General features: G+C 53.7%; 22 protein-coding genes. 19 read left to right on the top strand and 3 right to left on the bottom strand.

Annotated features, from left to right (window positions below):
- The first annotated feature begins 169 nt into the window (after positions 1-169).
- The 5 genes from AD930_RS10790 (at position 170) to AD930_RS10765 (ending at position 3,195) form a co-directional block, all read left to right on the top strand.
- On the top strand, positions 170-538 hold the full coding sequence (locus AD930_RS10790; RefSeq protein ID WP_061506233.1) for a hypothetical protein: 369 nt from the start codon (positions 170-172) through the stop codon (positions 536-538).
- Positions 531-899, top strand: a complete 369-nt coding sequence (locus AD930_RS10785) for a hypothetical protein (protein ID WP_061506232.1) — start codon at positions 531-533, stop codon at positions 897-899. The genes AD930_RS10790 and AD930_RS10785 overlap by 8 nt, the downstream gene beginning before the upstream one ends.
- Positions 896-1,258, top strand: coding sequence for a hypothetical protein (locus AD930_RS10780; protein WP_061506231.1), 363 nt, complete (start codon positions 896-898; stop codon positions 1,256-1,258). The genes AD930_RS10785 and AD930_RS10780 overlap by 4 nt, the downstream gene beginning before the upstream one ends.
- 327 nt (positions 1,259-1,585) lie before the next feature.
- The gene (locus AD930_RS10770) at positions 1,586-2,194 is read left to right on the top strand and encodes a hypothetical protein (RefSeq protein WP_061506229.1); all 609 of its coding nucleotides are present in this window, start codon (positions 1,586-1,588) and stop codon (positions 2,192-2,194) included.
- A gap of 20 nt (positions 2,195-2,214) precedes the next feature.
- The gene (locus AD930_RS10765; RefSeq protein ID WP_061506228.1) at positions 2,215-3,195 is read left to right on the top strand and encodes a bifunctional heptose 7-phosphate kinase/heptose 1-phosphate adenyltransferase; all 981 of its coding nucleotides are present in this window, start codon (positions 2,215-2,217) and stop codon (positions 3,193-3,195) included.
- A 77-nt stretch (positions 3,196-3,272) separates the two neighbouring features.
- Here AD930_RS10765 and AD930_RS10760 read toward each other — a convergent pair whose 3' ends face one another.
- Both AD930_RS10760 and AD930_RS10755 read right to left on the bottom strand, forming a co-directional pair.
- Complete coding sequence (locus tag AD930_RS10760; protein ID WP_061506227.1) at positions 3,273-3,842, bottom strand: hypothetical protein; 570 nt, start codon at positions 3,840-3,842, stop codon at positions 3,273-3,275.
- An 83-nt stretch (positions 3,843-3,925) separates the two neighbouring features.
- Positions 3,926-4,354 carry a hypothetical protein gene (locus tag AD930_RS10755; protein ID WP_156476987.1) on the bottom strand — a complete coding sequence of 143 codons (429 nt, stop codon included), beginning with the start codon at positions 4,352-4,354 and terminating at the stop codon, positions 3,926-3,928.
- A gap of 158 nt (positions 4,355-4,512) precedes the next feature.
- On the opposite strand from AD930_RS10755, the gene AD930_RS10750 reads away from it, so the two are divergent.
- The 10 genes from AD930_RS10750 to AD930_RS10705 all read left to right on the top strand — a co-directional run bounded on the left by AD930_RS10750 (position 4,513) and on the right by AD930_RS10705 (position 12,881).
- Complete coding sequence (locus tag AD930_RS10750; protein WP_061506225.1) at positions 4,513-6,018, top strand: methyl-accepting chemotaxis protein; 1,506 nt, start codon at positions 4,513-4,515, stop codon at positions 6,016-6,018.
- A complete protein-coding gene (locus AD930_RS10745; protein WP_061506224.1) occupies positions 6,018-6,287 on the top strand; it encodes an STAS domain-containing protein in 270 nt (89 codons plus the stop codon). The genes AD930_RS10750 and AD930_RS10745 overlap by 1 nt, the downstream gene beginning before the upstream one ends.
- A 3-nt stretch (positions 6,288-6,290) precedes the next feature.
- A complete protein-coding gene (locus tag AD930_RS10740; RefSeq protein WP_082781839.1) occupies positions 6,291-6,722 on the top strand; it encodes a response regulator in 432 nt (143 codons plus the stop codon).
- Between the two features lie 10 nt (positions 6,723-6,732).
- Entirely contained in the window at positions 6,733-8,928 is a 2,196-nt protein-coding gene (locus AD930_RS10735) for a chemotaxis protein CheA (RefSeq protein ID WP_061506222.1), read from the top strand.
- 40 nt (positions 8,929-8,968) lie between these two features.
- The gene (locus AD930_RS10730; RefSeq protein WP_157763166.1) at positions 8,969-9,517 is read left to right on the top strand and encodes a chemotaxis protein CheW; all 549 of its coding nucleotides are present in this window, start codon (positions 8,969-8,971) and stop codon (positions 9,515-9,517) included.
- 9 nt (positions 9,518-9,526) lie between these two features.
- On the top strand, positions 9,527-10,354 hold the full coding sequence (locus AD930_RS10725; RefSeq protein WP_061506220.1) for a CheR family methyltransferase: 828 nt from the start codon (positions 9,527-9,529) through the stop codon (positions 10,352-10,354).
- A gap of 4 nt (positions 10,355-10,358) precedes the next feature.
- Positions 10,359-11,408, top strand: a complete 1,050-nt coding sequence (locus AD930_RS10720) for a protein-glutamate methylesterase/protein-glutamine glutaminase (RefSeq protein WP_061506219.1) — start codon at positions 10,359-10,361, stop codon at positions 11,406-11,408.
- 105 nt (positions 11,409-11,513) lie between these two features.
- Positions 11,514-11,921: a response regulator gene (locus AD930_RS10715; protein WP_061506218.1), complete on the top strand. Its 408-nt coding sequence runs from the start codon at positions 11,514-11,516 to the stop codon at positions 11,919-11,921.
- Positions 11,922-12,055: 134 nt separating this feature from the next.
- Positions 12,056-12,484 (top strand): chemotaxis protein CheD, encoded by a 429-nt coding sequence (locus AD930_RS10710; RefSeq protein WP_244150568.1) that lies wholly within the window; start codon positions 12,056-12,058, stop codon positions 12,482-12,484.
- A gap of 13 nt (positions 12,485-12,497) precedes the next feature.
- Entirely contained in the window at positions 12,498-12,881 is a 384-nt protein-coding gene (locus AD930_RS10705) for a hypothetical protein (RefSeq protein ID WP_156476985.1), read from the top strand.
- An 87-nt stretch (positions 12,882-12,968) separates the two neighbouring features.
- Here the strand turns inward: AD930_RS10705 and AD930_RS10700 are convergent, their stop codons facing one another.
- A complete protein-coding gene (locus AD930_RS10700; protein ID WP_167375175.1) occupies positions 12,969-13,376 on the bottom strand; it encodes a metallophosphoesterase family protein in 408 nt (135 codons plus the stop codon).
- A 1,265-nt stretch (positions 13,377-14,641) separates the two neighbouring features.
- Here AD930_RS10700 and AD930_RS10690 point away from each other — a divergent pair.
- The 4 genes from AD930_RS10690 to AD930_RS10675 form a co-directional block, all read left to right on the top strand.
- Positions 14,642-16,180 carry a DUF2491 family protein gene (locus tag AD930_RS10690; protein WP_167375174.1) on the top strand — a complete coding sequence of 513 codons (1,539 nt, stop codon included), beginning with the start codon at positions 14,642-14,644 and terminating at the stop codon, positions 16,178-16,180.
- A gap of 131 nt (positions 16,181-16,311) precedes the next feature.
- Positions 16,312-17,088, top strand: a complete 777-nt coding sequence (locus AD930_RS10685) for a hypothetical protein (RefSeq protein WP_061506212.1) — start codon at positions 16,312-16,314, stop codon at positions 17,086-17,088.
- A 156-nt stretch (positions 17,089-17,244) separates the two neighbouring features.
- Entirely contained in the window at positions 17,245-17,460 is a 216-nt protein-coding gene (locus AD930_RS10680; RefSeq protein WP_061506211.1) for a hypothetical protein, read from the top strand.
- A 97-nt stretch (positions 17,461-17,557) separates the two neighbouring features.
- The coding region (locus AD930_RS10675) for an autotransporter-associated beta strand repeat-containing protein (RefSeq protein ID WP_208598602.1) at positions 17,558-24,115 on the top strand (6,558 nt) is incomplete at its 3' end.

The following is a 24,115-nucleotide window of genomic DNA, read 5'->3' as shown; positions in this document are numbered from 1 at the left end:
AAAGGTACGGCCACACCAATCCATAGCGTGGTATGTTCTGATCGCTCAATCGCCGGCATAACCTTGCCATGAAGTTTAGCTGGTCAGTCTCTTAAGCTCGCGGGGGAGGATTTGTCTTTTAATCCCGAGAAGCTTTTTACAAAAATTGAACTTCATAAGGAATTCCCTAATGAGTGTCATCGACGACAGACGCTTCGCGGAACATCAGGAAGCTATGTGCCGCCTGATGGTGCAAGCGGAGGTCTTGTCACAACATCCGGACGGTAACGCCAAGATCCGTCGGCAAGGTCCCCTTTCTGAAGAGGCTCCGCCTGTAGCACGGGAAATTACCGGTCCTGATGGTGTGCGACTCTCTTCCCTTGAGCGTAGCGACCCGCTGCAGGACGGGGAGACGGAAAGCCTGCTTGTCTATCATGAGGATCATCTCGCCATCATTGCTATGAAGGATGACGAAATCCGAAGGCTGGAGTTGCTGGCGCCTAAGGTGAAGAAGCCTCTGGAGCAGATGGGCGAAAGCAGCGAGAAGGGCGATGCCTGAGCAGCCCTCTCTTCCTTTCCATGGTGGCGATGCGCCTGAAGGTGTGAGCGCTGGCAATGCGCACGCGTCTGCCCGCAAGAGCAAACCTAAGGCGCAGGGAGGGGCGACGGACCTGCAATCCAAGGTCCTTTCTGCGCTGACAAAATGCATGGTTCATTCTGCTGGTGAGCCAGTCAGTGCTATGGCCGTTAAGCTGCATCTGGACGGCACAAAGCCGGTCGGGGTTGTCAGCACCTGTCTGAGCGCGCTGGAAAGGAAAAACATGGTGAACAGCACCAGCTACTATGGAGGAGATTTTTGCATGCATCGCTTATATTTCCTGCCGGGAACAGAGCGACTTCCAGATGGTGCAGTCGCATGACCAGATCCCGCGAAGAGATCGAAACTGAACTTCAGAGAACTTTGGTCAAAGGTGTAAGAGGTCCTGAGGCGGCATGGGCCGCGGCGACCAGACTGTATGATGAAATCCGCGACAAAGCCGTGGAAGAGCATATTCAGGCTGAGACGGCTTGCGCAGGGCGTGTTGCAGAAACGATAGACGGGCGCGATGCCAGACGCTATCGGACACTCCGCCAGCTCAGGAAAAATGTCGAAGGAAACACCCTCGCCATAGTCTCCCTTCCTGATGTGATGATCCTCACGGAAGAAGACGCCGACAGCGAGGTGGATGCCCTGGAAAATTCAGTTCAGCTTGAGACAGAGGGGCGTGAGAGTGTTTAACCGGAAAGCAGATACCACCGCTTATGCCGAGGGGCCGCCTGGCGTGTGCGGGGTCGTGGTGATGCTTATTTCGCCGGAGGGGAGAGTTGAAGCGACATCCTCCGATTTCGACAGATCGGGTTACGGGGGTTTCAAACTCTCCGCCTCGCAGTTAATTCGTTGCAAGAGGAGCCTTGCTCGAACGCTGGCAGAGCAATCTATGTCTACCGCCTTGTTCGAGGTGCTGGATGGACACACCCTCGATACTATCCTTGAGGATACCTACAAAAAGGGCTGGGTACGTCATATTGTCTACATTGGGCACAAAAACCCAGAGGAGGATGAACGATGAGTGAGGTTTTCCCGGCGGACTGGCCGAACGGGGAGAAGGTAGGCTTCCCGCTTTTCCCAGACGATTCAGGTGAACATCTCCTCTTCAGAAAAGAAGTGGGCGCTGAGAAGCCAGAAGTAATGCACTGGGACGCAGCCTCCTGCATATGGACGTCCCAAAAAGGGGAAGCTTATCCTTCAGATAAAATTGCCTCTCTTTATTCATATCGTTGCGCTTGCCTTGACGCTTCGGGTTTAAACCGGCTCCGTGCTCGTGATTTCAAGTTCTCTGCCGACATTTGCGAAGCTATATGCGAGGCATATCTACTTGGAGGGGACGATGCACTGAACCTCCAAGGGGACATCAATCTCGCGGGATCGATGCTTAACGGTAGCCGGGCTGCTTGTTTGCTGAACACCATATTCCTACAGGTGGAAAAGGATATTCAGTCACAAAACCCCGTTGACCCGAACCGGAAGTGGATGGTCGAGAAGGCCGCGATTGCATTGTGCATAAACCGCTTTGGTAATCGTCCGAATTGGGAGCTAAGTGATTGGGAAAAAATCCTAGAATGGCCGATCTACCTTCAGATCGCCCGAATGACACTTTCTTCTGTTCTGACGTAGCCCCATAGAAGGACAAAGCCGTGGACAAAAGACCTTCCGTTTTGGTCATTGGCGACCTGATGCTGGATCGATACATCACGGGCACAGCATCAAGGCTTTCTCCGGAGGCGCCCGTGCCGGTCATACTTTATCAGAGTAATGAGGATCGACCTGGTGGGGCTGCCAACGTCGCTCTTAACCTTGTCGCCATGGGATGTGATGTGACGCTGGTTGGTGTGATCGGTGAAGATGCGGAGGGGGAGCTCCTGCTGTCTTTGCTTCTTTCTCCCCATATTGATACCAGCAATATCGAGGCTGACTCGCAGCGACCAACGACTTCAAAAACGAGGATTATGGCTGGGGCGCATCAGGTCGCACGGGTTGATCGGGAAATAGCGTCGGATGTGTGGGAGCATCATGCCCATACGTTTTTAAGACTGGTCCGGAAAATGCTAAGGCCCGAAAGTATTGGCGGCCACCCTTTCGACGCGGTTGTTTTTTCTGATTACGCTAAAGGCGTGGTGACAGAGGATCTGGTCAGGAAGGCCGTTGAAAACGCCCGGTTTTGTGGTGAAGATGGCATCCCCGTCATCGTCGACCCCAAACGTAAGGATTTTCGTGCCTATAAAGGGGCGACGTTGATCACGCCCAATGTCGCGGAAATCCAGTTGGCCACAGGAAAAAGTGTTGGGAGCAATGAAGAGGCGAGCACTGTCGCGCAGGACGTTGCAGAACGATACGAATGCTCGGTTCTGTTGACGAGATCTGAGAAGGGCATGCTGCTTTGTGACAAAGAGAATGGTTTGAAAACGATGCTCATCACGTCCCGGCCGGTGTCGGTCTCAGATGTGTCCGGGGCTGGAGATACGGTCGTTGCGGCGGTCGCAGCAGGGCTGGCCAGAGGCCTGGATCTGGAGGCTGCCTGTCGGCACGCTGAAGTTGCGGCGGAAATAGCCGTCAGCAAACCAGGGACCTCTATTGTCACAGAGGCAGAGATCATCAAACGAGAGGCCGCGGCGTAAGCGCCCTCAGAAGGTTACGCGACTTCAGGCGGAGAGGCGACAAGTCACCAAAGCCCTGCACCCCTCTAGGCAAGCCTTTAGGGGGACGGGGGGTCGTAGTCCTCAGAAACCTCCGGCACTTCCATCTCCGGATCATCAGAAATCTCAAGTGCTGGCGCGGTGGGGTGAGGCTTTATTTCCAGCCTCTGCTGCAGGTGAATGGTGCGAACGCCCTTGACGGCCTCACCAATGTCAATCGCGTGCACCATTTCCAGTGGCTGGTTGTCTCTTGAGGCTGCGAACGCATACCCATCCCGATGGGCGATGACATCCATCTCAAAATCATGCTCGCGGTTAGAAGAGAGGATCACCCCTCCGTTCCCTATGTGCCAGCGCGGGTCCGCTGCGGCATACTGCAGAAGAGCCAGACGGTAATCATTATGCGGCTTGTTGTCTGGCTTCAGGCCTGAAATAGACATGATCTGCTGAGCGACCTGCTGAAAGACATCGTCGGACAACTCAGGCGCAATGCGGTCTACACGTTGTGCTATGAGGTTCACTCGCGGATGAGCGGACATCAGGTCATCGAGACTGATGCCGGCGTTGCGGCGAAACACGTCTTTAAATGCTTCTGAGGAAGCTGCGATTGGGGTCGGAGCGGAAGGCATCCTGAACGGTCCTCTGACGAAATATTACCAACGGATAATAGGACAGTATGATGCAAGGGACTCTCAAAATATTTCGTAAAGATTTATTTTCCCAGGATCATGCGCTTGCTGATTGCGGTCACCTTGGTGATGGCGATTGTTTTGGTCAAAGTGTGCGGGGTTTTGTCGGTATCGATGTGCTGTGTCTGTCGGGCTATGCAAAGCAGGATATCTCCCTCCTTGGCAATCGGCGCGCAGCCTGATGCTAAGGAAGTGCGTAGTGAGGTGAGAAAGTCACCGTTATCCTTGTCATCGAATGAAACTGTGACAACGCCATTTCCGTCACTCATCTTCCATTGATTCCCTGCATTGGGGATCGGCCTAATGATCCCCAATGCAATGGACGTTTCTGATGAAATGATGTTTGAGGAAGTGCCTGTGATAGTTTTTCTCATGCCGAAACTCGTCTCTTCTGCTCCGGAAAATGTCTTAACATTCCTTGCGAGTGATGGGTATGGAAAGATGTTTTCCATTTTCCTCAATACTTTAAAGGATAAATTTAAGTAGTAAATCCTCTTACATCTTTTGTCTTCATTAGGTGAAATCCGTTCACTAACCTTGTGGTGCTTCAGGCTTACAGCCTGTCCGATCAACATATGCAGCCGCAGGGTGTAGAAGGATACTTCTCCAGATGCTTAATTGGCTTACCACAGTGGCTCCTGCCCGGACCAAAATCCGAGCGGCCATGCTCACGCTACAGATATACCTTATCGCCCAACTTGTCATTGAGGTGTCCGGTTACCTTCTTCATGAGAAGATTGGTCACATGTTCGCCATCAATATTGCGGCGTTGCTGGTCGGGCAGATCATTGTGCAGTTCTCATGGTGGGGGATCATCAAGCTGGTAGTTGCTCCCCTGGAGAAAATTGCTGATCTGGGAGAAAGGCTGAGGCGAGGGGAGACTTTCGAGGAAGTTCCCTATATCGAAAATGAGGATTGCGCGGGCCGTCTGGCTAAAAATCTTGTGGCCTTTGCTGACAGCAACCGTGAGCAGAAAGAGGCTGAGAAAAGATCCGCGGCTGCCGCGCTCAGAGAAAAGGAATCCAAGGAGAAGCTGGAGGCAAGGGACCGCGAAAGTCATGAGGCTGTCAGTGAAGTGGGCGATGCCCTGCGGAAGCTTGCTTCTGGGGATCTTTCCATAAGGATACGTGGGCAGAGATTCTCTGATGAGTTCAAACCCCTGCAAGTGGCTTTCAATTCTTCCCTGGACAAGCTGGGGGGAGCTCTTGGGCAGGTTCTGGCTAGTGCCACTATGATTGCGGAAGGGTCGAGAGAGATCTCTACGGCTTCTGACGATCTGGCTTCCCGTACAGAGAAGCAGGCGAGCAGCCTCACAAGCATCTCCGCTTCCGTCACAGAGGTTTCAAAAGGGGTTCTGGCGACGGCCGCGTCCTGCACGAAGGTTAGCGCCGGGGCAAAGGGTGCTCTTGGAAAGGTAAAAGACGCTTCTGAAGGGATGGACAGGGTCACGGAAGCCATGACGGCTATCCAGTCCACTTCGACGGATATCTCCAGCATTATCAGCCTTGTGAAAGATATTGCTGCACGTACGGAACTCCTATCCTTCAACGCCAGCATTGAAGCCGCCCGCGCAGGTGATGCGGGTCGCGGGTTCTCGGTTGTTGCCCGTGAGGTTAAGGCCCTGGCAACGCAGTCCTCTGATGCTGCAGGGGACATTGAGAAGAAGCTGGCAAGTTCCTCCATTCAGGTCCAGGTCGGCGTGGATACAGTGAAGCTCACAGCGGACCTGTTGCGTGATGTTCGTGAGACCACAGATGACGTCGCAGGACGGATCGATACGGTCGCGACTTCGACCAACAGCCAGGCTGAAAGCTTGCAGGCGGTGTCCTCGTCCATCGTCGGTATGGATGGGATGACGCAGCAGAATGCTGCAATGGTCGAAGAATCAACGGCAGTCAGCCATCAATTAACCCAAACTGCTCAGCAACTCCGCAGGACACTGAGCAACTTCAGCATTCCACGTGAATTCATGAAAGCCATTCCTGGTTTAGCGGTCGAGCAGCCAGCCAAAAAGAACGACCGCGCAACGATGACAGAGCATCGCGGTGTCGTTGAACAGGCCGGGCGAGTGCTCCCCACAACGTCCGAGGATGACCCGGAATGGAAGGAATTTTGATGTCTGGCGGCACCATTAAATTGCCCGCTCAACTTGTCGGGGACGCTGCGTCCGGCCTGCGAGACATGATTGTGAGAGAGGGTGTCGGAGGGCGCGAAGTCCTTCTCGATGCTTCTGAGGTTGAGACCCTTGGTGGTCTCTGCCTGCAGGTCATATTGGCCAGCAAGGCAAAAATTATCAATCCGTCGACAAAGGCCGAAGAGTTCTTATCGTTATTTGGAGTTCAGGAGATACTTGCTCCTGCTTCTCCTGCAACTGGGGAGGCATAAAAGATGCCTGATAGCGCAACCGTTCAAGGTGGGGTATCTGCCTCGCCGACAGCAGCCGACGCTCCGAAGACTTGTGTCCTGACCGTGGACGATTCCAGAACTATGCAGATGATGCTGCGAAATACACTGGAAGCGGCTGGGTATGAAGTGATCCAGGGGGAAGATGGCGTCGACGGACTGCATGTTCTGGAAGCAACCAAGAGCATCCCCTCGGCTATTATCACCGATATCAATATGCCCAGGATGGATGGCTTCGGGTTCATTGAAGCCGTAAGGAAGGACGATCGTTTCCGGCGTATTCCGATGATCTGCCTGACGACCGAGGTCGATCCGGAAAAGAAGAAAAGAGCCAGAGAGGCGGGCGCGACTGGGTGGATCGTGAAGCCATTCAATCCCCAGTCTTTGATTGGCGCCATCCGGCGCGTGACCGCTTGAGGTAACTGACATGGCATCAGTCAACGACGAAATCCTTCAGATCTTCTTCCAGGAATGTCAGGAGCAGTTGCCGGTTCTTGAGAGTGGCCTGTCCAGTCTTGATAGCGGCGATTATGATCCTGAAACAGTGAACGCAGTTTTCCGTGCGGTTCATTCCATCAAAGGGGGTGCGGCTTCCTTCGGGCTGGAGCGTCTGGTCCGGTTCGCCCATACTTTTGAGAGTGCGCTGGATTGTCTTCGTTCAAAGACTGTCGAGCCAACCTCCGAGATCGTGCGGACCTTCATCCAATCCATGGACGTGCTCAGCGACCTGGTGAGTGAGGCCGACGGTAGCGGGGAGCATGTCCCGGACGATCGTATTGCAAATCATGAGAAGAGCTTGTTGTCGGTCATTGAAATGGGCGGTGGAAGCGGCCCCTCAGAGATCGGTGCCAGTCCTGCTCCGGCTGATTTCACGCCCATGGCCTTTGAGGGGTTCGACTTAGAGGATGATCTGGAACTCACCCCAGACAGTAGTGGGTTGGTCATTGTTGGTTTTCGTCCCCTTGATGATCTGTACCGGCGCGCTGACGACCCGAGAAACATCCTTTCAGCTCTGAAGGCACTCAACGCGGAAGATGAAGTTTTCCTAGTGGAATGTGACAAGAGCGCTCTGCCACCATTGGCCGATCTTGATGTTGAGAAGTCTTATCTCTCCTGGAGTGTAACTCTGCCAGGCTCCGTGACAGATGAAGCTATAACGGAGGTGTTCGACTGGACCGGGGATGCCTGCGAGATGACAATCTCCCGTATTGGTGGTGATGGGCCAGAAGGTGGCGGGGCGCCGCCCGCAGGCGAAGAGAGTGCTGCGACTGAGGAAGCGCCTACAGTCCAGAATGAACCAGCCAAACCTGCGCCTCCGCCGCCCGCCCCAGCATCAGTCACGCCCATTCCTGTCCGGGAGGCGCAGAAGGCTCGCGCGCCGCGCAGACCTCAGGACGCTACTATTCGCGTGGATCTCCCACGTATCGATGGCTTGATGGATCTCGTAGGAGAGATGGTAATCGCCATGTCTTCGATGGAAGCGGCGTGCTCAATGCCCCATGGGCAGGCGCGAGAGGATGAAGTCAAGCAGTGCCTCGGTGGGATTAAGAGCCTCACGAGAGATATTCAGGACTCAGTGATGGGGTTAAGAGCTCAGCCCGTCAAAAGCGTTTTCCAGAGAATGCAGCGGGTGGTTCGCGAGGCCAGCCAGATCGCGAAGAAAAGCATCATTCTGGAGTTGGAAGGCGAGAACACCGAAGTCGATCGCACCATTGTTGAGCAGCTCACCGATCCCTTGACGCATATGCTTCGTAACGCTGTAGATCATGGCGTCGAAAGCACCGAAAAAAGGCTGGCCAATGGCAAGCCGAAAGAAGGAAAAATCATTCTCTCTGCTGGCCATCGATCTGGCCGCATTGTGATTTCGATCAAGGACGATGGCGGCGGGATCAATAAACAAAGAGTTCTGCAGATTGCCAAAGAGAAGGGCATCGTCTCGTTGGATGCAGCCCTGAGCGACGATGAGATCAACGAGCTTATTTTTGCGCCCGGATTTTCCACGGCTGCGACCATTTCTGATCTTTCTGGGCGTGGCGTGGGGATGGACGTGGTGAAGCAGGCGATCCAGGCCCTGGGCGGCAGAGTTTCGATTAAGAGTGAGGAAGGCGTGGGAACAACCTTTGATCTTAGCCTTCCACTGACCCTGGCGGTCATGGATGGCATGTTCGTTGAATGTCGCGGTAACCGCATGGTGGTCCCGCTGGCCTCGACAGTCGAAACGATGAAAATCTATCCGGAAACGCGGATTAACAGATTACCAAACGGCGGGATGGCAGTAGCCCTCCGAGGGGATTTCCTCCCTCTTGTGGTCCTTGGGGATGAACTGGGTCTCCATGATCCGGCAGGCCTGGCCGGTTATGACCTTCTGGGGAAGGATATTCTCGTCGTGGAGAATGAATCCGGCGCTAAGGCTGCCATCGTGGTCGACAGCATTCACCAGCAGGCACAGGTTGTTATCAAGAGCCTCGATAAAAACTACAAAGATGTGGCCGGTGTCTCTGCAGCGACTATCCTTGGTGATGGCAGTGTGGCCTTGATCATTGATGTGCCATCGATCGTGTCGACTGTGACGCGCCGTCTCGACACGCGCTCTAACCCGGCGTCTAAAAAGCGCGCGGCCTGATTCCGTTCATAGCGCTGATAAAATGTATAAGGTCCTGAAAATGAGCGAGTTGCCCCCTTCTAATCCCGAGCAGTCTGATAATGATATTTCTCTCAACGGGAGTGAGCAGGGGATTATCCTTGCAGTCGGGCTGTCCCAGTATTGCGTGCCCATCCTCCAGGTCAGTACGATCATCGAATACGAGCGGCCGACGACAATCCCGCATAGCCCGCGCTATGTAGAGGGGGCCATAAACCTTCGGGGGAACATCATTCCTGTCGTGAACCTGGGGACGTATCTGGATGTTGAGCCTACTCCGGATCTCGACCATCGTTACGTGGTGATTGCGGAAACCCCAGATCCTAATGATGCTCAGGAAATCATTGTCTTTGGCCTGTTGATCGATAAGGTCGTCAGGATCTTCGATATGGCTGCGCGGACCGTACAGCCGATAAGCGCAGATGGTGGCAAATCAGACCTGAGCGGGCTTGTCATGCTCGGGGGTGAAGATGGGAAATCTGCAGCTGAAATGATCGGCGTCCTTGACCTGGCTGCCATTGCGGCCCAGGTCAAGGGCAAGCCGGCCGGCCTGTCATCCATGGAGTTCTGAGAAACTCAGATGGAAGACAATCTTTTATACTCGGATGCCGACTTCCGGCGCGTCCAGAATATCGCCATGCGTGAGGCGGGCATTTGGCTTCAAGACACAAAAAGAGACCTGGTTGAGTCCAGACTTGCTCGGATTGTGAGGGAGAACGGCTGTAAGAGTTATGCCGAACTCCTCAATCTCGCAGAGTCACCCGGAGGAAGCGAGATCCTGACCAAGCTCGTCTTCGCAATAACAACCAACGTCACAAATTTTTTCCGGGAAAAGGTGCACTTTGATCACCTGCAAGCTGAGGTCATCGCCCCGGCTGCTGGCGCAATTCGCAAAGGAAAGCGTTTCCGGGTGTGGTCATCTGCCTGTTCCTCCGGGCAAGAGGGGTGGACCATGGCGATGTCGGTCATGAATGTCATCCTAGATGCTTCACAATACGACGTGAAGATCCTTGGGACCGATATAAACGCCGATATGGTGAAGATCGCCCGGTCTGGCTCTTACAGGCGGCAAGACACTGACGGCATTCCCGAAGCCCTGAAAAAGAAATGGCTCCTCCCTGCTTCTGATGACCATCTCGTTTTTTCAGGTGACATTCGCGCACTTCCTACCTTCAACCCCATGAATCTTAATGGCGAGTGGCCGTTCAGAGGGGCGTTTGACGCAATTTTTTGCAGGAACGTCGTGATTTACTTCGATGCAAAGACGAAGGCGCGACTATGGGAGAGGCTCTCTAGCCGCCTCAATCCGGGTGGGTTCATCTATGTCGGACATTCGGAGCGTATCGGCGATCCTTTGTCCTGCGGACTGGAGCCTGTCTCTTCTACAATTTACCGGAAAATAAGGTGAACCGATGAGACGTATAAAAGTCCTGATCGTCGATGATTCCAAAACCATTCGCGCTCTGATCCGGAGGTCGCTGGAACAGCACTCTGACCTGGAAGTCACTGGAGAGGCTGAAGATCCTTTGCAGGCCCGTGACCTTATCATCAAGGACACTCCTGACGTTATCACGCTGGACGTGGAAATGCCCGGCATGAACGGGCTTCAGTTTCTTGACAAAATCATGCGCCTGCGCCCGATCCCGGTCGTGATGGTTTCAAGCCTTACCACCAGGGGGGCGAATACTGCGATCAAAGCATTGCAGATGGGGGCTTTCGACTGCTACCCGAAGCCTCAGTCTTCCCTTGGTGCAGATCAGTTTGCCGGGCTGGCTCCTCTGGTTCGTGAGGCTGCCCGTTCGACACCCGGCCGTCGCAACGGGGCCTGTGTAGCAGCCTCGGCGGCGGCACATCAGGTCAGACATCAGATGTCCGGATCATCATGGCAGACAAATTTCAGCGTAGTAGCAATTGGATCCTCCACAGGTGGGGTGGAAGCACTTGAGAGTATCCTGAGCAGCCTCCCTGGCACTTCTCCCCCTATTGTCGTTTGCCAGCACATGCCAGCCCTGTTCACCGCCAGTTTCGCGTCCCGGCTGGACGCGGCCATACCCGCACTTTCTATCGCAGAGGCTAAAGACGGGGAGACGCTTGCGCCGGGTATGGTGAGGATTGCCCCCGGAGGTGGGCGGCATTGCACGGTCTCTATCGCAGGGGGGCTCTGTATAACCAATCTGAAGTCGGGGCCGCCTGTGGGTGGGCACTCTCCATCTGTGGACGTTCTGTTTGAGTCTGTGGCGTCCTCAGTCGGCCGCAATGCCCTCGGTATCATTCTGACGGGGATGGGGAGGGATGGTGCTGAGGGACTACTCAAAATGCGCCAGACCGGATGCAGGACTATCGCGCAGGATCAGGCTTCCTGCGTTGTCTACGGGATGCCCCGCGCCGCCGCCGCCATAGGGGCCGCTGACCATATCGTAGGTCTGGCCCAAATCCCTTCTGTGGCAATGAATCTCCGTTAATTCTCAACAGAAATATCTAGTAATCCTTCATCTTGTGATGGGGGGTAGCTACACTTACAGCCGGGGCTTGGAAAGGCCTTGTCGAAAGGCAGAAAGGTAAAGACTATGGCAGTAGCAGCGTCACAAATCCGCGCCCTGATCGTTGATGATCAGCAATCAATACGTCAGACTCTGGCCAGCAATTTGCAAGAACTTAAGTTCGTACATATTGCGCAGAGGCCGGACGGGAAATCGGCGTTGGAATACCTCAAGGAGCAGGTCGCAGCCAAGCAGCCAGTGCATCTGGTTATTTCCGACTACAACATGCCGGAAATGAATGGTCTGGAACTGCTCAAGGCGGTCAGAGGTGATGCCAGAACCCAGAAAACCGCATTTGTGATGCTGACTGGTGAGGCAAGCAATTCCCTCGTCCAGGAATGCATCGATGCGCGCGTGAATAATTTTATCGCTAAGCCGTACACCGTTGCAAAGCTGAGAGAAGTCCTTGAAAAGGTGTTCGGTACCATCAGGTGAGAACGTCTCTAAAGATCACGACAGTCTTACAGGGTGAAGTTGCGATTTCCTCGGACCCGGAGATAGTCTTCGGAACTGTCCTTGGGTCCTGCATTTCCGTTTGCATGTTCGATAGTGCCGTCGGGGTTGGAGGAATGAACCATTTCCTTCTTCCTGGAGGCGAGAAATCCGGAACGGATGGTGACACAGCCTTCCGTTTTGGGATCAATGCCATGGAAAGGCTTCTGAACGGCATTCTTAAAGCTGGCGGGAAAAGGCATAACCTGAAGTGCAAAGCATTCGGTGGCGCGGCCGTGCTGGCATCCATGTCTGACGTCGGAGCCGAGAACGTGGCGTTCGTTAAGCGCTACCTCAAGACTGAAGGACTTGAATGCGTATCCTTCAGCTTTGGCGGCAATCAGGCTCGGAGGATCAGGTTCTGGCCATGCACAGGGGATGCCAGGCAGAGTTTGGTCACAGACTGTCTGCTTGCAGTTGGCAAGCAGGAAGAAGCGTATCAAAAGCAAGAGCGCGAGATTGAACGGAACTGGAAATCTCATACTCCGTCTGTCGAGCTTTTTTAGAAGGGCGATCAAGGTGAACGAAAAAATGGGGTCGGTCGTATCTGAGAATGAGGGTGAAGAGGTCATTGACTTCCAGACGCTATCCCTCCGGCTCGAAGGCATCCTGGCCGAAGCCCATGCCCAGTTGCTCAAGGCTCAGGAGGCTTTTGCTTCTTCTTCCTACAGCCAGGAATTGCCAGAAGAGGCGGTCACAAACCTGCAGGGGATGGATGTCGGCACTCAAACGGTAGCTGCCGTAAAGTCCATTATGGGGGCGGCCTTGACCATGGCCGACCCGATGCGGATGCCCGTGAGAGATCTGGTGGCGGGCGTTACGCTTTCGGATGTCGTCCTGAAGATCTACGACAGGCCCTCCGCCGCGCCGCCGCGCCATAACGGCGTCATCGATTTCTTCTGACGCCGATACCCCCCCCGGACGCATCGGGGATGTGCCCACGCATAGGCCAAATTAAGATACGTTCCCCTCTGAGGCGGGGATGGTGCGTCACTGGCTGGCTTTAGGTCCATACTTCTGAAGCAGGGATGGAATGCGTTCCACGAAAATGGGTGCGAAATTCGCCCATGGTGTATCAACCCCAACATCGATGCTGTTCTCTGTTGGGGGGTGACGATTGTGCATGTGGCCGTGGACGAGAATTGCCCCCTTATTTTTATACGGCCATTCGTCAGTCGGGAAGTGCTGGAAGTGATACATTTTCCCGGAGATATAGCACCCCATGTATGATTGCACTGAAGCGATATAGCCGGCACGCAGGGCCTTGTTCATCGTCGAGTGCGTATCGTGGTTTCCAGTGCAGACGTGAATATGTCCGTTCAGTTCCGCCAGGATGGACACGTCTGATCCTAAAATCAGATCCCCCACATGAATTACGTGGTCATCATTTTGGACCACATTGTTCCATTTCCGGATTAGCTTTTCGTGCATTTCCGAGAGGGTTTTGAACGGACGCCTTGAGTGTTCTATCATGCGTTCATGGAAAAGATGATGATCCGCTGAGGCTAGGTATCGCATGGAAACTCTCAAGCTGTGGGAAGGTGCAAATCGTTCCACACAGTTTGACGCGATTGAGCTTGAGCGTCCAGAGGGCATGCTAGTTGAATGCAGTGTTTTTTGTGATGCGGACTATCCTTGGCGTTGCATTTATCCTTGATAGGAAATAAAATTAATCGATTTTCGGGGATTTTCTTCCCTTGGACGTCAATCTGGTCAGTCGAAAGCACCTGCGCTTTCGCCTGGTTTGGGAAGATCTACGCCAAGTTTTTGAAAGGCCTTTGTGCGCCGTATGATGAGAAGTCGACACCCAACAAGAAAGAAGCCATCGCGCTGGAAAAGCAACCGGAGGGAAGGTGGAGGCTCTCAGGATCTGAGCTCCGCGGAATCTCAGGAACGTATGTTCCAGGATATAATGGGTGGGGGGAGCGACAGACCCGCTCAAAAGAAGCGAGACTTCTCCAGGAAGCGTTACGATGCAAAGCCCCGAGCGGATTCATCTGATGTGCATGGCGCTCAAATGCATGGCGTCGTGGAGGGAGGAAAGCTCTTCGGTAATGAAGCTAAATCTGCTTCTGATCGTGACCGGTCGTTCCGGAAGAAAAAGTCGTATTCGGGAGAGCGTTCGTCTGGTCCGAGCTTTGATCGATCCTCTCCGGTACTAACCCCCAAGCCGCGCATGGCAGATCCAGTTGTCCTTGTCGGCGGATCGCGTCCGGAGGCCATTCAGAGTCTGATGTCGAAGCTTTTCAGCCTTGGCTTCCCAACGTGCGGCTCGGCGTCTGATTTTCTTTCTTCAGGCTTTATCAGAGCAGTAGAGAAGGGGAATGCAGCCTGCCTGGGAGGGTGTGCCGTGGCCGTTCCGAGCGATTATTGCTTCGATCAGGATTTCCCCTACGACAGCGGCCGCTGCATTGCACTTTGGATCGACACTCCTGCGTCTCGGGACGCGAAAATCTCGCCTGCTCGAACCTCAGGTTCCTCAGGAAGGTGCTTTGAATGGCTCCGCAAGGCGTCTCAGGGACGTGTCATGCGTATCCCATCGACCTCAGTGGAAGGGTGGAAAACCCAAATCAAGGAATTGTCTCGTTTCCTGAATTACGAACTCCCGGAGTGCTGACGTGATCTGTCTAAAAAATAATTCCCTCAGGATGTTCCGCACCCTGATGCTGTGTGCGGGAGTTGCTTCCCTCTCGACTGTAGTGCTGAACGATGATGCTCATGCACGTGCGTCAAGTAGCGGCAGTCACTCTTCAAGCTCTTCATTCTCGTCATCGCGGTCGTCTCGCGTGTTTACGCCGACCATCTCCAAACCCTCTCCGTCCCGCACCATTCAGAAGATGAATGAAGCGGCTTCGGCGCAGGCCTTCCGCGCCATGTCACGCTCGAATGGGGCAAAAATCGCGGCAGGCGCCGCAATGGGGGGAGGGTTAGCGGCCGCCTCTTCATCCGAGGCTTCCGCTCATTCTTCAGCCCCTCCGTCACCACCAAAGCATTATGATGATGCTCCCATTCCTGCTCCCGCCCCCGCAATGGAAGCGACATCTGGCGGCACTCATGGGGATAGTGGCGCCTCCAGCGTTCCGGAGCGAAGAGATCGGGTCGTTGTCGTTCACGACCATAACGATAACAGCAGCAGCTATTTTTCCGGCATGGCCGCAGGTGCTATGATGGAATCTGCGTCTCACCCTCGGCCAGATTACCCCTACTATCATGACGATGCGCCGCGCTCTCCTGCTCCTGCTCCTGCTCCTGCTCCTGCTCAGCAGCCGGCAGTTCCAGTCCTTAATCATCAATCCTCTTCCATTCAGGCACCGCCACCTCCGACGCTACAATCTCAGAGTGAATCTTCTTCTGGCGATCAGGAAGACGAAGCTCAGCGTCATCACTGGGGGCTGTTTCTTTTACTGTTTTTGGCTATCTGCATCCTCGCATGGATGTTTATTCGCGCGATCAAGCGGAAATCGGGCGTTTCCTCTGTAACCGGCGCGATCAGGAACAAGCTGTCAGAAGAAAACGGGAATTCTGCGCCAGAGGGGCCTAAGGCTCCCATCCCGTCTTTGCCGACAATTCTGATCGGTGCCGGCATCACGATCCCGGCCATGGCGACATCCAGTGATCCTGCGTCAGATCAGCCTGAGATGGATTTTGAACCAGACGTAGTCGGGCAGACGTCAATCACCGCGATCGGAGTGTTCTCCGGGTCGGAAGATATGGCGGCCCTCTATACCAATCATGATCAGTCGGATCACGTGCGCATCAGCTTCGACCCTCAGACGAAAGGTCAGATCGTCGATGCCATGTTCTTTACCGTGGTATCGCCGCAATATACCAATACGGCCCCCGAATGGGACGCTTGGCTGAACCATGATGATGGCCTGATGGGTCAGCCGGATATTGAGCATGGGGACAAGAAATGGACGCGCTCAATTCTTCCTCAGGACGAACGGCGCCTTGAACCTGTCGAAGAACGTGAACATATTGAAACCATGCTTTCAACGGGGGAGAAATCGTTTGTGACATGGACGCATCGGTATACTCTTTACGAAAGGAATACTGGATATTCGGACGGCTATCCCGCCATCGAATATATGATGATCAGAGCCAGTTCCCGTCACGACGGCGAAGGGGGTGGTGAAGATATCATGTTCCTGCAGATCCTGGGTGGCGTTCCGCTTTCTGTGGCCTCTTTGAACTTGCCCTAAACAGCGCCTCGGCAGGCCTTCTCACTTATAGAAGGCCTTGCCTCCCGCATTTCTGGTTGGGATCTGATTCAAGATTTCTCAGATTTCAGCCTGATGTGCGGCCGTGCATGTCAAAACCTACCGGAGAACTCATGTCTAAATCCGCTTTACGCTTCACAAGCGCCTTCGCAGCTATCCAGGCTACCAAGCTGGTAGATGTTGGCGCATCTTTCCTTGCGACACTCGACCCCAAAAGCGCTACTGAGGCAGACATCAAGACTGCAGAGAGCCATTACACTAATGTTCTGACAAAGTGCGCCCAGGCCCGCAAGGCTTATGGGGATGCCGAAGCCTTGTCCAGCGCTGCCACAGATGCATATGAGAAAGAACTGAGCGGGCTGGCGGTCCTTGGCAAGAAGGCAGAAGAGGCGTCTGATCCCACGGAAAAGAAGCGTCTCTCCGATAAGGTCGATCTTTTCGAGGCAGAGCTGGCGGCCAAAAAGGCGAGGGTGCAGGATCTGGCCGCAACGACCACAGCCAAAAAGGATGTCCTGGACGCCTACGAAACCATCGTTTCGGAAGCGCTTAATAAATTCAAAACAATTCAGGCCCAGGGCCGGCAGGCCATGGATCGGCTGGATTTGGCCCGCGAGCAGGAGCAGATCGCCCGCGAAAAGGCTGATGCCATCGCCCTTGGTTCGAGTTCCGGCACGAGCGGGTTTGGAGTGAGCGCCCTCACCAGAGCAGCCGATAAGGCTGAGATCAGCACCCAGGTCTCAAATGAGAAGGCCGAAGCATTGCGACCAGCCGCGTCCATGGCGACGTCCGACCCTGATGTGGCTGCCGCTATGGCAGAGGCAAGCGGCCAAAAGCCTCGTTCACAAATGACCATGGCAGAGCGTCTCGCCAGCCTTCAGCTCGACAAGTAAGGCTGGCGCACGGCGGCAATCTTTATGGAACTACGACGGCGGGCAGTAATGTCCGCCGTTGCCTTTTGGTGGAGTGTGATGATGCGAAGGCTATGGCAAGACGTAAGATCGTGCCTATTTTCCCGGTCTAAGGAGGGGCAAGACCCCATACGGGCAATGATGGACTTTCAGAAGGAGTTTGATGGAAAAACGCCTCAAAAGCTTTTGGATGAGCAAGGAGAAAGAATGCTCATATGGGTCGGTGATATGGAGAAAAATGGCCTTACCAAAAAGCAATGTCTCTCGCTCCTTATTCATAACGTGATGATTCTTGCTAGGATTATTAATGCGCAAAGGGAGCTTGAAAAAATAAATGGCCTGAAAGATGCATAGGTGAGGAGTGTAGTGTGCAATCTCACCTTGCGGTAAGCATTGCTCAAGGCTAGTTTTTCCTTAAAGTTCATAGAATTTTTTCCAGAAAGTGAAGATCTTGGGTATTCGCAATTCCTTCCGTCGCCGCTTGGAGATGTTTACGGTTTTCACGTCGGTAGGTTGCGCCATTTACCCCGTTATTTCTCAAGAGGCAAAAGCGGATAGTCGTATTTATAACCCAAATGCTTTCTCTGCTTCAGATAATTCGACCTGGAGCACTACGAACGCCCTGTGGTCGAAATCAGATACGCAGATATTCGGCACAGATGGATGGGAAGCTGGGTGGGATGCTATATTTGACAGAGGGGATGATGCGACCCTCCACATTGATGATGGCCCCGGAGAAGTTGCTGTTAATACTTTAGACATTACCGGTTACGGCAGTTATAATTTCGATGGCGACCCACTTTACGCTTCAAATAGTCAACTAACGATAAGCACTCAACAGTATGGAGGTGTTGTTGAGATAGACAACATTATCGACGATAGTCTTGTCTCTGGTGGTTCTGAGCTGGTTCTAACGGGCGGTGGGAGATTACTCCTCACTGCGGCTAACACTTATACTGGTGGGACAGATATCCAGGCTGGAAGGCTTGAGATTAGAAACAGCACAGCGCTTGGGAGTGGTGCTGTTCAGAATGATGACACCTTGACCCTGAATCTGCCTGACGGCAGTATGTTCTCTAATGACATTTCTGGTTCCGGAACGATCAATAAAACCGGTTCTGGCACCCTTTCACTGACAGGTGCCGATACCGGTACCGGCACAATAGCCGTTGATGCCGGGGTCCTAGAAATCGGTTCCAATGCTGACCCGGCAAACGCAGCCGTGAATGTCGCTACAGGGGCAACGCTCGATGTAACAGCCGCCCCCACTGCTATCAGAAGCTTGGGTGGTGGAGGGATGGTTAATATCGGCACTAATGCCTTCACTCTGAATTCTGCCTCCGATACCTTCTCAGGCACGATGCTCGGAGCTTCACGGCCCCTCTTGGTTGTGGAGCAGGGGGAGGAGACACTGGATGGAGCCAACCTGAACGGGGTTTCAGCAGATACTGAGGAGAATGGTCAGTTAAACATCCAGGGAAGTGTTACCGCAGGTGGGTTGCTGGGAAGCGGGAAAATCATTCTGGCTTCCGGATCTAACCTGTCTATTTCAGGCAATGGAAATTTTTCGGGCAATATTTCAGGCGACGGGTCTATTGATTTCAACCAGGGGCTAGTTCTTCTAAGCAGCGTCAATTCATGGGGTGGCTCAACAACTATATCTGCGAACACTGTCGTTCAGATTGAGGACACCGCAGACCACGCAGCCAATCTATCCGGGACTTCGGCGCTCCATAATGACGGTACTCTCATATACAGCAATTCTGAGAACTCATCCCATATTTCGACTTTATCTGCCCCGATAGACGGGGCGGGGGCTCTTTTTCTTTCAACCGGCACATTCGTGATCGATAGTGCAAACTCATTAACGGGTGCCAATGCCGGAGGCGTATCCCTTCTTGCTGTGCTATCAACAGTCAAGACTGGATCAGAGGGGCTAGGAAAAGGGCCTGTAGAGCTTGGGCAGGCTACACTCGATCTTAATCAGGCAACCGATGCATCGGTTGCGAATGCCATCTCCGATTATGCTGACGGCTATGCAGGGGCGCTCATAAAAGATGGAGCCGGCCTTCTTACGTTAACCGGAGAGAATGCTTATTCTGGCGGCACAACAATCAATCAGGGCGGGCTGGCTGCTGGGACAGACACTGCATTTGGCACGGGCACAGTAACAATGGCCGATGGCACTCTGGTGTCATTCGCTGCTGATAACCTGACACTGGCGAATAATTTCGTTCTGAATGGTGATCAGACATTTAAGGTCGACGGTGCGCAGTCCGACACGGTCAGTGGTGCGATTACAGACGGCGGCATGTCAAGCGATCTGGTGAAAACCGGCACAGGCACGCTGACCCTAACTGGGGAGAACACCTATACGGGAAAGACCGACATTCAAGGCGGAACGCTGGTTATTAGCGGGTCCTCGGGCTCTATCGCAGCCAGTTCAGATGTGAATGTCGGTAGTTCTGCCACTCTCGATATCGAAACATGGCACTCCATCCAGAGTCTTTCTGGGGCTGGTAATCTAGCTGGAACCGCACTGTCACTGTCCAATGCTTCCGGAACCTTTTCCGGCACGTCAACATCACCCAAACTCACTATACTCTCAGGAACTGAAACTTTTGATGGTGCAAAATTAACTGGGTCCTCCGTAGATATCTCGGGCGTGACGACACAGGTGGTCATTGGCGCAAATGGCGCGAAGATTGGACAGGTGGAAGATTTAGATGGCGGTCATGAAAATCGTCTCGTATTAAATGGAAATTTAGAGACCAATCTTTATTCTGGTGCTTCTTCATATATAGATAGCTCTATCTCTGGAGGTGGCGGCATATCAGTGGCCTATGGTGGGTTTATATTAGGTGGAAATAATACTTACACTGGAAAAACCCTAGTTGGGAAAGATGTTTTCTTTCGTTCTTATGACTCTGACGAATACGCGGCCAATTTGGGACATACATCCGACATTGTAAATGACGGGCGTATACTGTTCTTTAATAACGCGGATAGATCACATGAAACGGTAATTTCGGCCCCGATCTCCGGTGACGGTGAAATAATTCTTGTATATGGCAATGCTAAAATATTTGGTCCCAACACCCTGACCGGGGCAAATTATGGGGGAGTATCACTTGCGGTTTCTGCCGGCATATCGCTAGAAACGACTTCTACGGGTCTCGGTTCTGGTGAAGTTGATCTATTCGGATCTGGAATCTTAGATATTAACCAGACTTCTGACGCTACAATTTCTAATTTGATTGCAGGAAACGGCGACGCATCTGGTGTTGTCCAGAAAGACGGTGCTGGTCTAATTACACTCTCCGCAGCCAATACCTATGGCGGTGGCACATTCATTAATTCTGGCGGACTGTCCCCTTCAAATAACCAGGCTTTCGGTACCGGGGCAATCACCATGGCAGATGGGACAGAGATGTCCTTCGCTACCGATGGCCTGTCACTGTCGAATGGGTTCAATCTTAATGGCAGTGACATTTTCGATGTTGCGTCGGGCGTAACAGATACCATTGCTGGCGCTATTGTGGATGGGAGTGGGGCCGGTAAACTCGTTAAGACCGGTGGGGGAGCTCTATTCCTGTCGGGCGCCAATACCTATACAGGGGGCACAGAAATTAGCGCCGGTAATGTAGGGGTTGGAAACAACACCTCCTTCGGAACTGGAGCGGTTGAGATGGCGGAGGGCACGGCGGTGTCCTTCGATGCAGACGGACTGTCACTGTCAAACAATTTCACCCTGAACGGCGACCCGACTTTTGATGTTGATGGTGCCCAGACGGATACTATCAGCGGCATAATTGCAGATGGAGAAAGTCCCGGAGATCTGGTGAAAACCGGCACGGGGACGCTGCAGTTGTCAGGTGCGAATACCTACACTGGCGTCACAGATATACAGGCAGGGACATTAACTTTAGCGTCAACGGGAAGGGTTTCTTACAGTTCGTCTGTCAACGTGGGCGCGGGGGCGACACTTGACGTTTCCAGCGTGCCGAGTGGCTCTGATTACATCCATTCCTTGAATGGCGGTGGTGTCCTGAATGTCGGCTCGAATGGCGCTTGGCTGGTTACAGCATCAGGCTCATTTTCTGGCAAAGTTACCGGGGCCGGCTTCGTCAATGTTTACACGGGACAAGAGACCCTTGACGGGGCGACCGTGCAGGGAATGTTTGGGTCCCAATTCGGTGCTGACTTGATAGTTTCCCCGTTAGGGGCATCTGTCGGCAAAATGAGCATTTATGGAGACCTAACTCTTAATGGAAAACTGGTCTTATCTTCTGGGGAGAAAGGGCAGTTTACATCTTTCTTCGGCGCCAACCCCATAGCAGGACCCGGCGGGATAGAAATAGGCTCAGGCACAAAGAGCCAAAATAATAGAGTAAGCTCGTCGCAACCCCTTACTTATACTGGAGAAACTACTATTGATAGGTATGCTTATTTGGAGGTTCAAGATGATGGCGAACATTCCGCAACATTGTCCGGGACCAGCTCTGTACATGTTGATGGCGAACTAATTATTTCCAACGATTTCGATGCAAATAATATTTCAACCACATTAGAAGCTCCGCTTTCTGGAGACGGAATCCTCCTAATAAATGGTGGGGAAACAGTAATTTCCGGTGCTAACACTTTAACCGGCAACAACAATCCAAATGGGAACGGAGTTTCCGTAGAAGTAGACTATGGAAAATTACGCGCTAGTGCATCTGGATTGGGAACTGGAGCATTACTACTCCTTGGGTCTGAGTTTGATCTTAATCAGAATAGTGATGCAATCGCATCTAATGTAATAGAAGACGGACTGTCACAGAGCGATCCTGATGATACAGGAAATTTGGTAAAACTTGGTTCTGGGCTGGCCACCTTAACTGGAGCCAATTCCTACAGCGGTGGAACTGAGATCCGTCAGGGTGGACTGGGCGCTGGCAGCAATTCGGCCTTCGGCACTGGCACCGTGACCATGGACGCCGGCACCAAGGTCTCTTTTGCGGAAGATGGTCTGACACTGGCGAACCAGTTTGTTCTCAACGGCGATCCGACATTTGAGGTTGATGGTACGCAGTCAGATACGGTTAGCGGCGCGATTACCGATGGCGGCACGCCGGGTCATTTGATCAAGGCAGGGGCCGGCACACTGATTCTGACCGGCACGGACACATATACGGGTGGCACGGATATCCAGTCCGGCACGCTTGAAGTGACAAATCCTGCCGCACTTGGCACTGGCGCGGTCCAGAACGATGCGACTCTAGTCCTGGCAGTTTCAGGGGATGAGACTATCGGAAACTCCTTCTCCGGCACTGGAATGATCAGCAAGACTGGCGTCGGCAAGGTGACATTGACCGGGGCAGAAACAGGCGCAGGATTGATATCAGTCGCTACGGGAACCCTCGCACTAGACGTGGATACTAGGATGGAAGGTATGTCACTGGCCGTTGCCGATAGTGCGACACTGGACATATCATCAAGGCCAGTATGGGCTGCGAGCCTATCAGGGGCAGGAACGGTGAATTTTGGCGGTAGCGGCTTAGTCCTCAGCAACGCCGCAGGGACGTTTTCAGGTAAGGTGGATGGTCCTGGAGAACTGGATGTTACTGGTGGCGCGGAAACCCTTGATGGAGTCCAGTCCGACCAGCTTCAGATCGTAGCTGAGGGCAGTGGCCTCCTTACCTTAGAGGGGGCGGTGACGGGCAATGGCTTGTATGGAGATGGTAAAGTATTGCTTTCTGCAGGCTCCTCTTTGACCCTGAAAGGGCCAGATGGAAACGGCGAATTTGAAGGGGGGATGACCGGAGGCGGCGCTCTGACGATTGAGGGGCAGCAGACCCTAGTTGGCACGAAAGGCTGGACCGGTGGGACGGATATTGCCGTTGGGGGGACTTTGATTTCCTCAGACATATCGGAAAAAGATACAGCATTTACAGACAAAAAATCCTTCATACATAATGACGGGCTGTTACTTATTGACGGCTATCAATCTCCCACGTTTGCAACATTATCGGCTTCGTTACACGGAAATGGAGCGGTTGGTTTTCTCGGTGTGTCAGGAAAGATTGATGGGCCAAACCTGTTAACAGGCGAAAATAATCCTTACGGGATGTCTTTTATCGCTGAAGGTGAAGGGGTCGCAGTTGTTGCGAACTCTGGCGGTTTGGGGAGTGGTGTTGTCGGTCTTGCGGGCGCCACCCTGGATCTGGAGCAGATTTCCGACGGATCGGTATCAAATGTAATTACCGACAATAATGCCGCACTTGGTGCTGGCGCCGTCATTAAAGGTGGCTCTGGTCTCATTACGATGAGCGGAGACAACGACTACTCTGGCGGAACGACGATCAATCAGGGCGGGCTGGGTGCTGGCACGGACACGGCGTTTGGCACTGGCGCTGTGACGATGGCCGAGGGCACGGAAGTGGCCTTCGCGGCAGACGGTCTGACCCTGGCGAACCAGTTTATCCTGAACGGCGATCCGACCTTCGAGGTCGATGGCGCGCAGTCCGATACGGTCAGCGGCGCGATTGCCGATGGCGGCACGCCGGGGGATCTGGTCAAGACGGGCACAGGCACACTGAGCCTGACGGGCACGAACAGCTACACGGGGACAACCGAGGTGGCGGCGGGCACGCTGCGGGTGGACGGCGACAGCAGTGCGGCCACCGGGGCGCTGACAGTGGACGGCGGCGCGGCGCTGGGCGGGACCGGGACGGTCGGCGGCTCTGTGACGGTGCAGTCCGGCGCGACCCTGACGCCGGGCGATGCCGGGGCGGGCACGCTGACCATTGGCGGCAGCCTGACGCTGGCCGACGGGGCCACCACGCAATACGATCTTGGCCAGCCGGGGGTTACCGGTGGCGCGCAGAACGATCTGGTTGAGATCGGTGGCGATCTGCATCTGGGCGGAACGCTGAACATCACGGCTGATCCATCCACCGGCACGGCGCTGCCTGCGGGCGTGTATCGCCTGTTCGACTACGGCGGGAGCCTGTCCGGATCCGAGGAT

It is taken from the genome of Acetobacter malorum (assembly GCF_001580615.1).
Classification (GTDB): Bacteria; Pseudomonadota; Alphaproteobacteria; order Acetobacterales; family Acetobacteraceae; genus Acetobacter; species Acetobacter malorum.
This window is presented reverse-complemented; position numbering and strand designations above follow the sequence as displayed.

Excerpts from the sequence above, each read along its gene's own strand:
- AD930_RS10790 (WP_061506233.1), top strand. The coding sequence starts at position 170 with ATGAGTGTCATCGACGACAGACGCTTCGCGGAACATCAGGAAGCTATG.
- AD930_RS10785 (WP_061506232.1), top strand. The coding sequence starts at position 531 with ATGCCTGAGCAGCCCTCTCTTCCTTTCCATGGTGGCGATGCGCCTGAA.
- AD930_RS10780 (WP_061506231.1), top strand. The coding sequence starts at position 896 with ATGACCAGATCCCGCGAAGAGATCGAAACTGAACTTCAGAGAACTTTG.
- AD930_RS10770 (WP_061506229.1), top strand. The coding sequence starts at position 1,586 with ATGAGTGAGGTTTTCCCGGCGGACTGGCCGAACGGGGAGAAGGTAGGC.
- AD930_RS10760 (WP_061506227.1), bottom strand. The coding sequence starts at position 3,842 with ATGCCTTCCGCTCCGACCCCAATCGCAGCTTCCTCAGAAGCATTTAAA.
- AD930_RS10755 (WP_156476987.1), bottom strand. The coding sequence starts at position 4,354 with ATGGAAAACATCTTTCCATACCCATCACTCGCAAGGAATGTTAAGACA.
- AD930_RS10750 (WP_061506225.1), top strand. The coding sequence starts at position 4,513 with ATGCTTAATTGGCTTACCACAGTGGCTCCTGCCCGGACCAAAATCCGA.
- AD930_RS10745 (WP_061506224.1), top strand. The coding sequence starts at position 6,018 with ATGTCTGGCGGCACCATTAAATTGCCCGCTCAACTTGTCGGGGACGCT.
- AD930_RS10740 (WP_082781839.1), top strand. The coding sequence starts at position 6,291 with ATGCCTGATAGCGCAACCGTTCAAGGTGGGGTATCTGCCTCGCCGACA.
- AD930_RS10735 (WP_061506222.1), top strand. The coding sequence starts at position 6,733 with ATGGCATCAGTCAACGACGAAATCCTTCAGATCTTCTTCCAGGAATGT.
- AD930_RS10730 (WP_157763166.1), top strand. The coding sequence starts at position 8,969 with ATGAGCGAGTTGCCCCCTTCTAATCCCGAGCAGTCTGATAATGATATT.
- AD930_RS10725 (WP_061506220.1), top strand. The coding sequence starts at position 9,527 with ATGGAAGACAATCTTTTATACTCGGATGCCGACTTCCGGCGCGTCCAG.
- AD930_RS10720 (WP_061506219.1), top strand. The coding sequence starts at position 10,359 with ATGAGACGTATAAAAGTCCTGATCGTCGATGATTCCAAAACCATTCGC.
- AD930_RS10715 (WP_061506218.1), top strand. The coding sequence starts at position 11,514 with ATGGCAGTAGCAGCGTCACAAATCCGCGCCCTGATCGTTGATGATCAG.
- AD930_RS10710 (WP_244150568.1), top strand. The coding sequence starts at position 12,056 with ATGAACCATTTCCTTCTTCCTGGAGGCGAGAAATCCGGAACGGATGGT.
- AD930_RS10690 (WP_167375174.1), top strand. The coding sequence starts at position 14,642 with ATGCTGTGTGCGGGAGTTGCTTCCCTCTCGACTGTAGTGCTGAACGAT.
- AD930_RS10685 (WP_061506212.1), top strand. The coding sequence starts at position 16,312 with ATGTCTAAATCCGCTTTACGCTTCACAAGCGCCTTCGCAGCTATCCAG.
- AD930_RS10680 (WP_061506211.1), top strand. The coding sequence starts at position 17,245 with ATGATGGACTTTCAGAAGGAGTTTGATGGAAAAACGCCTCAAAAGCTT.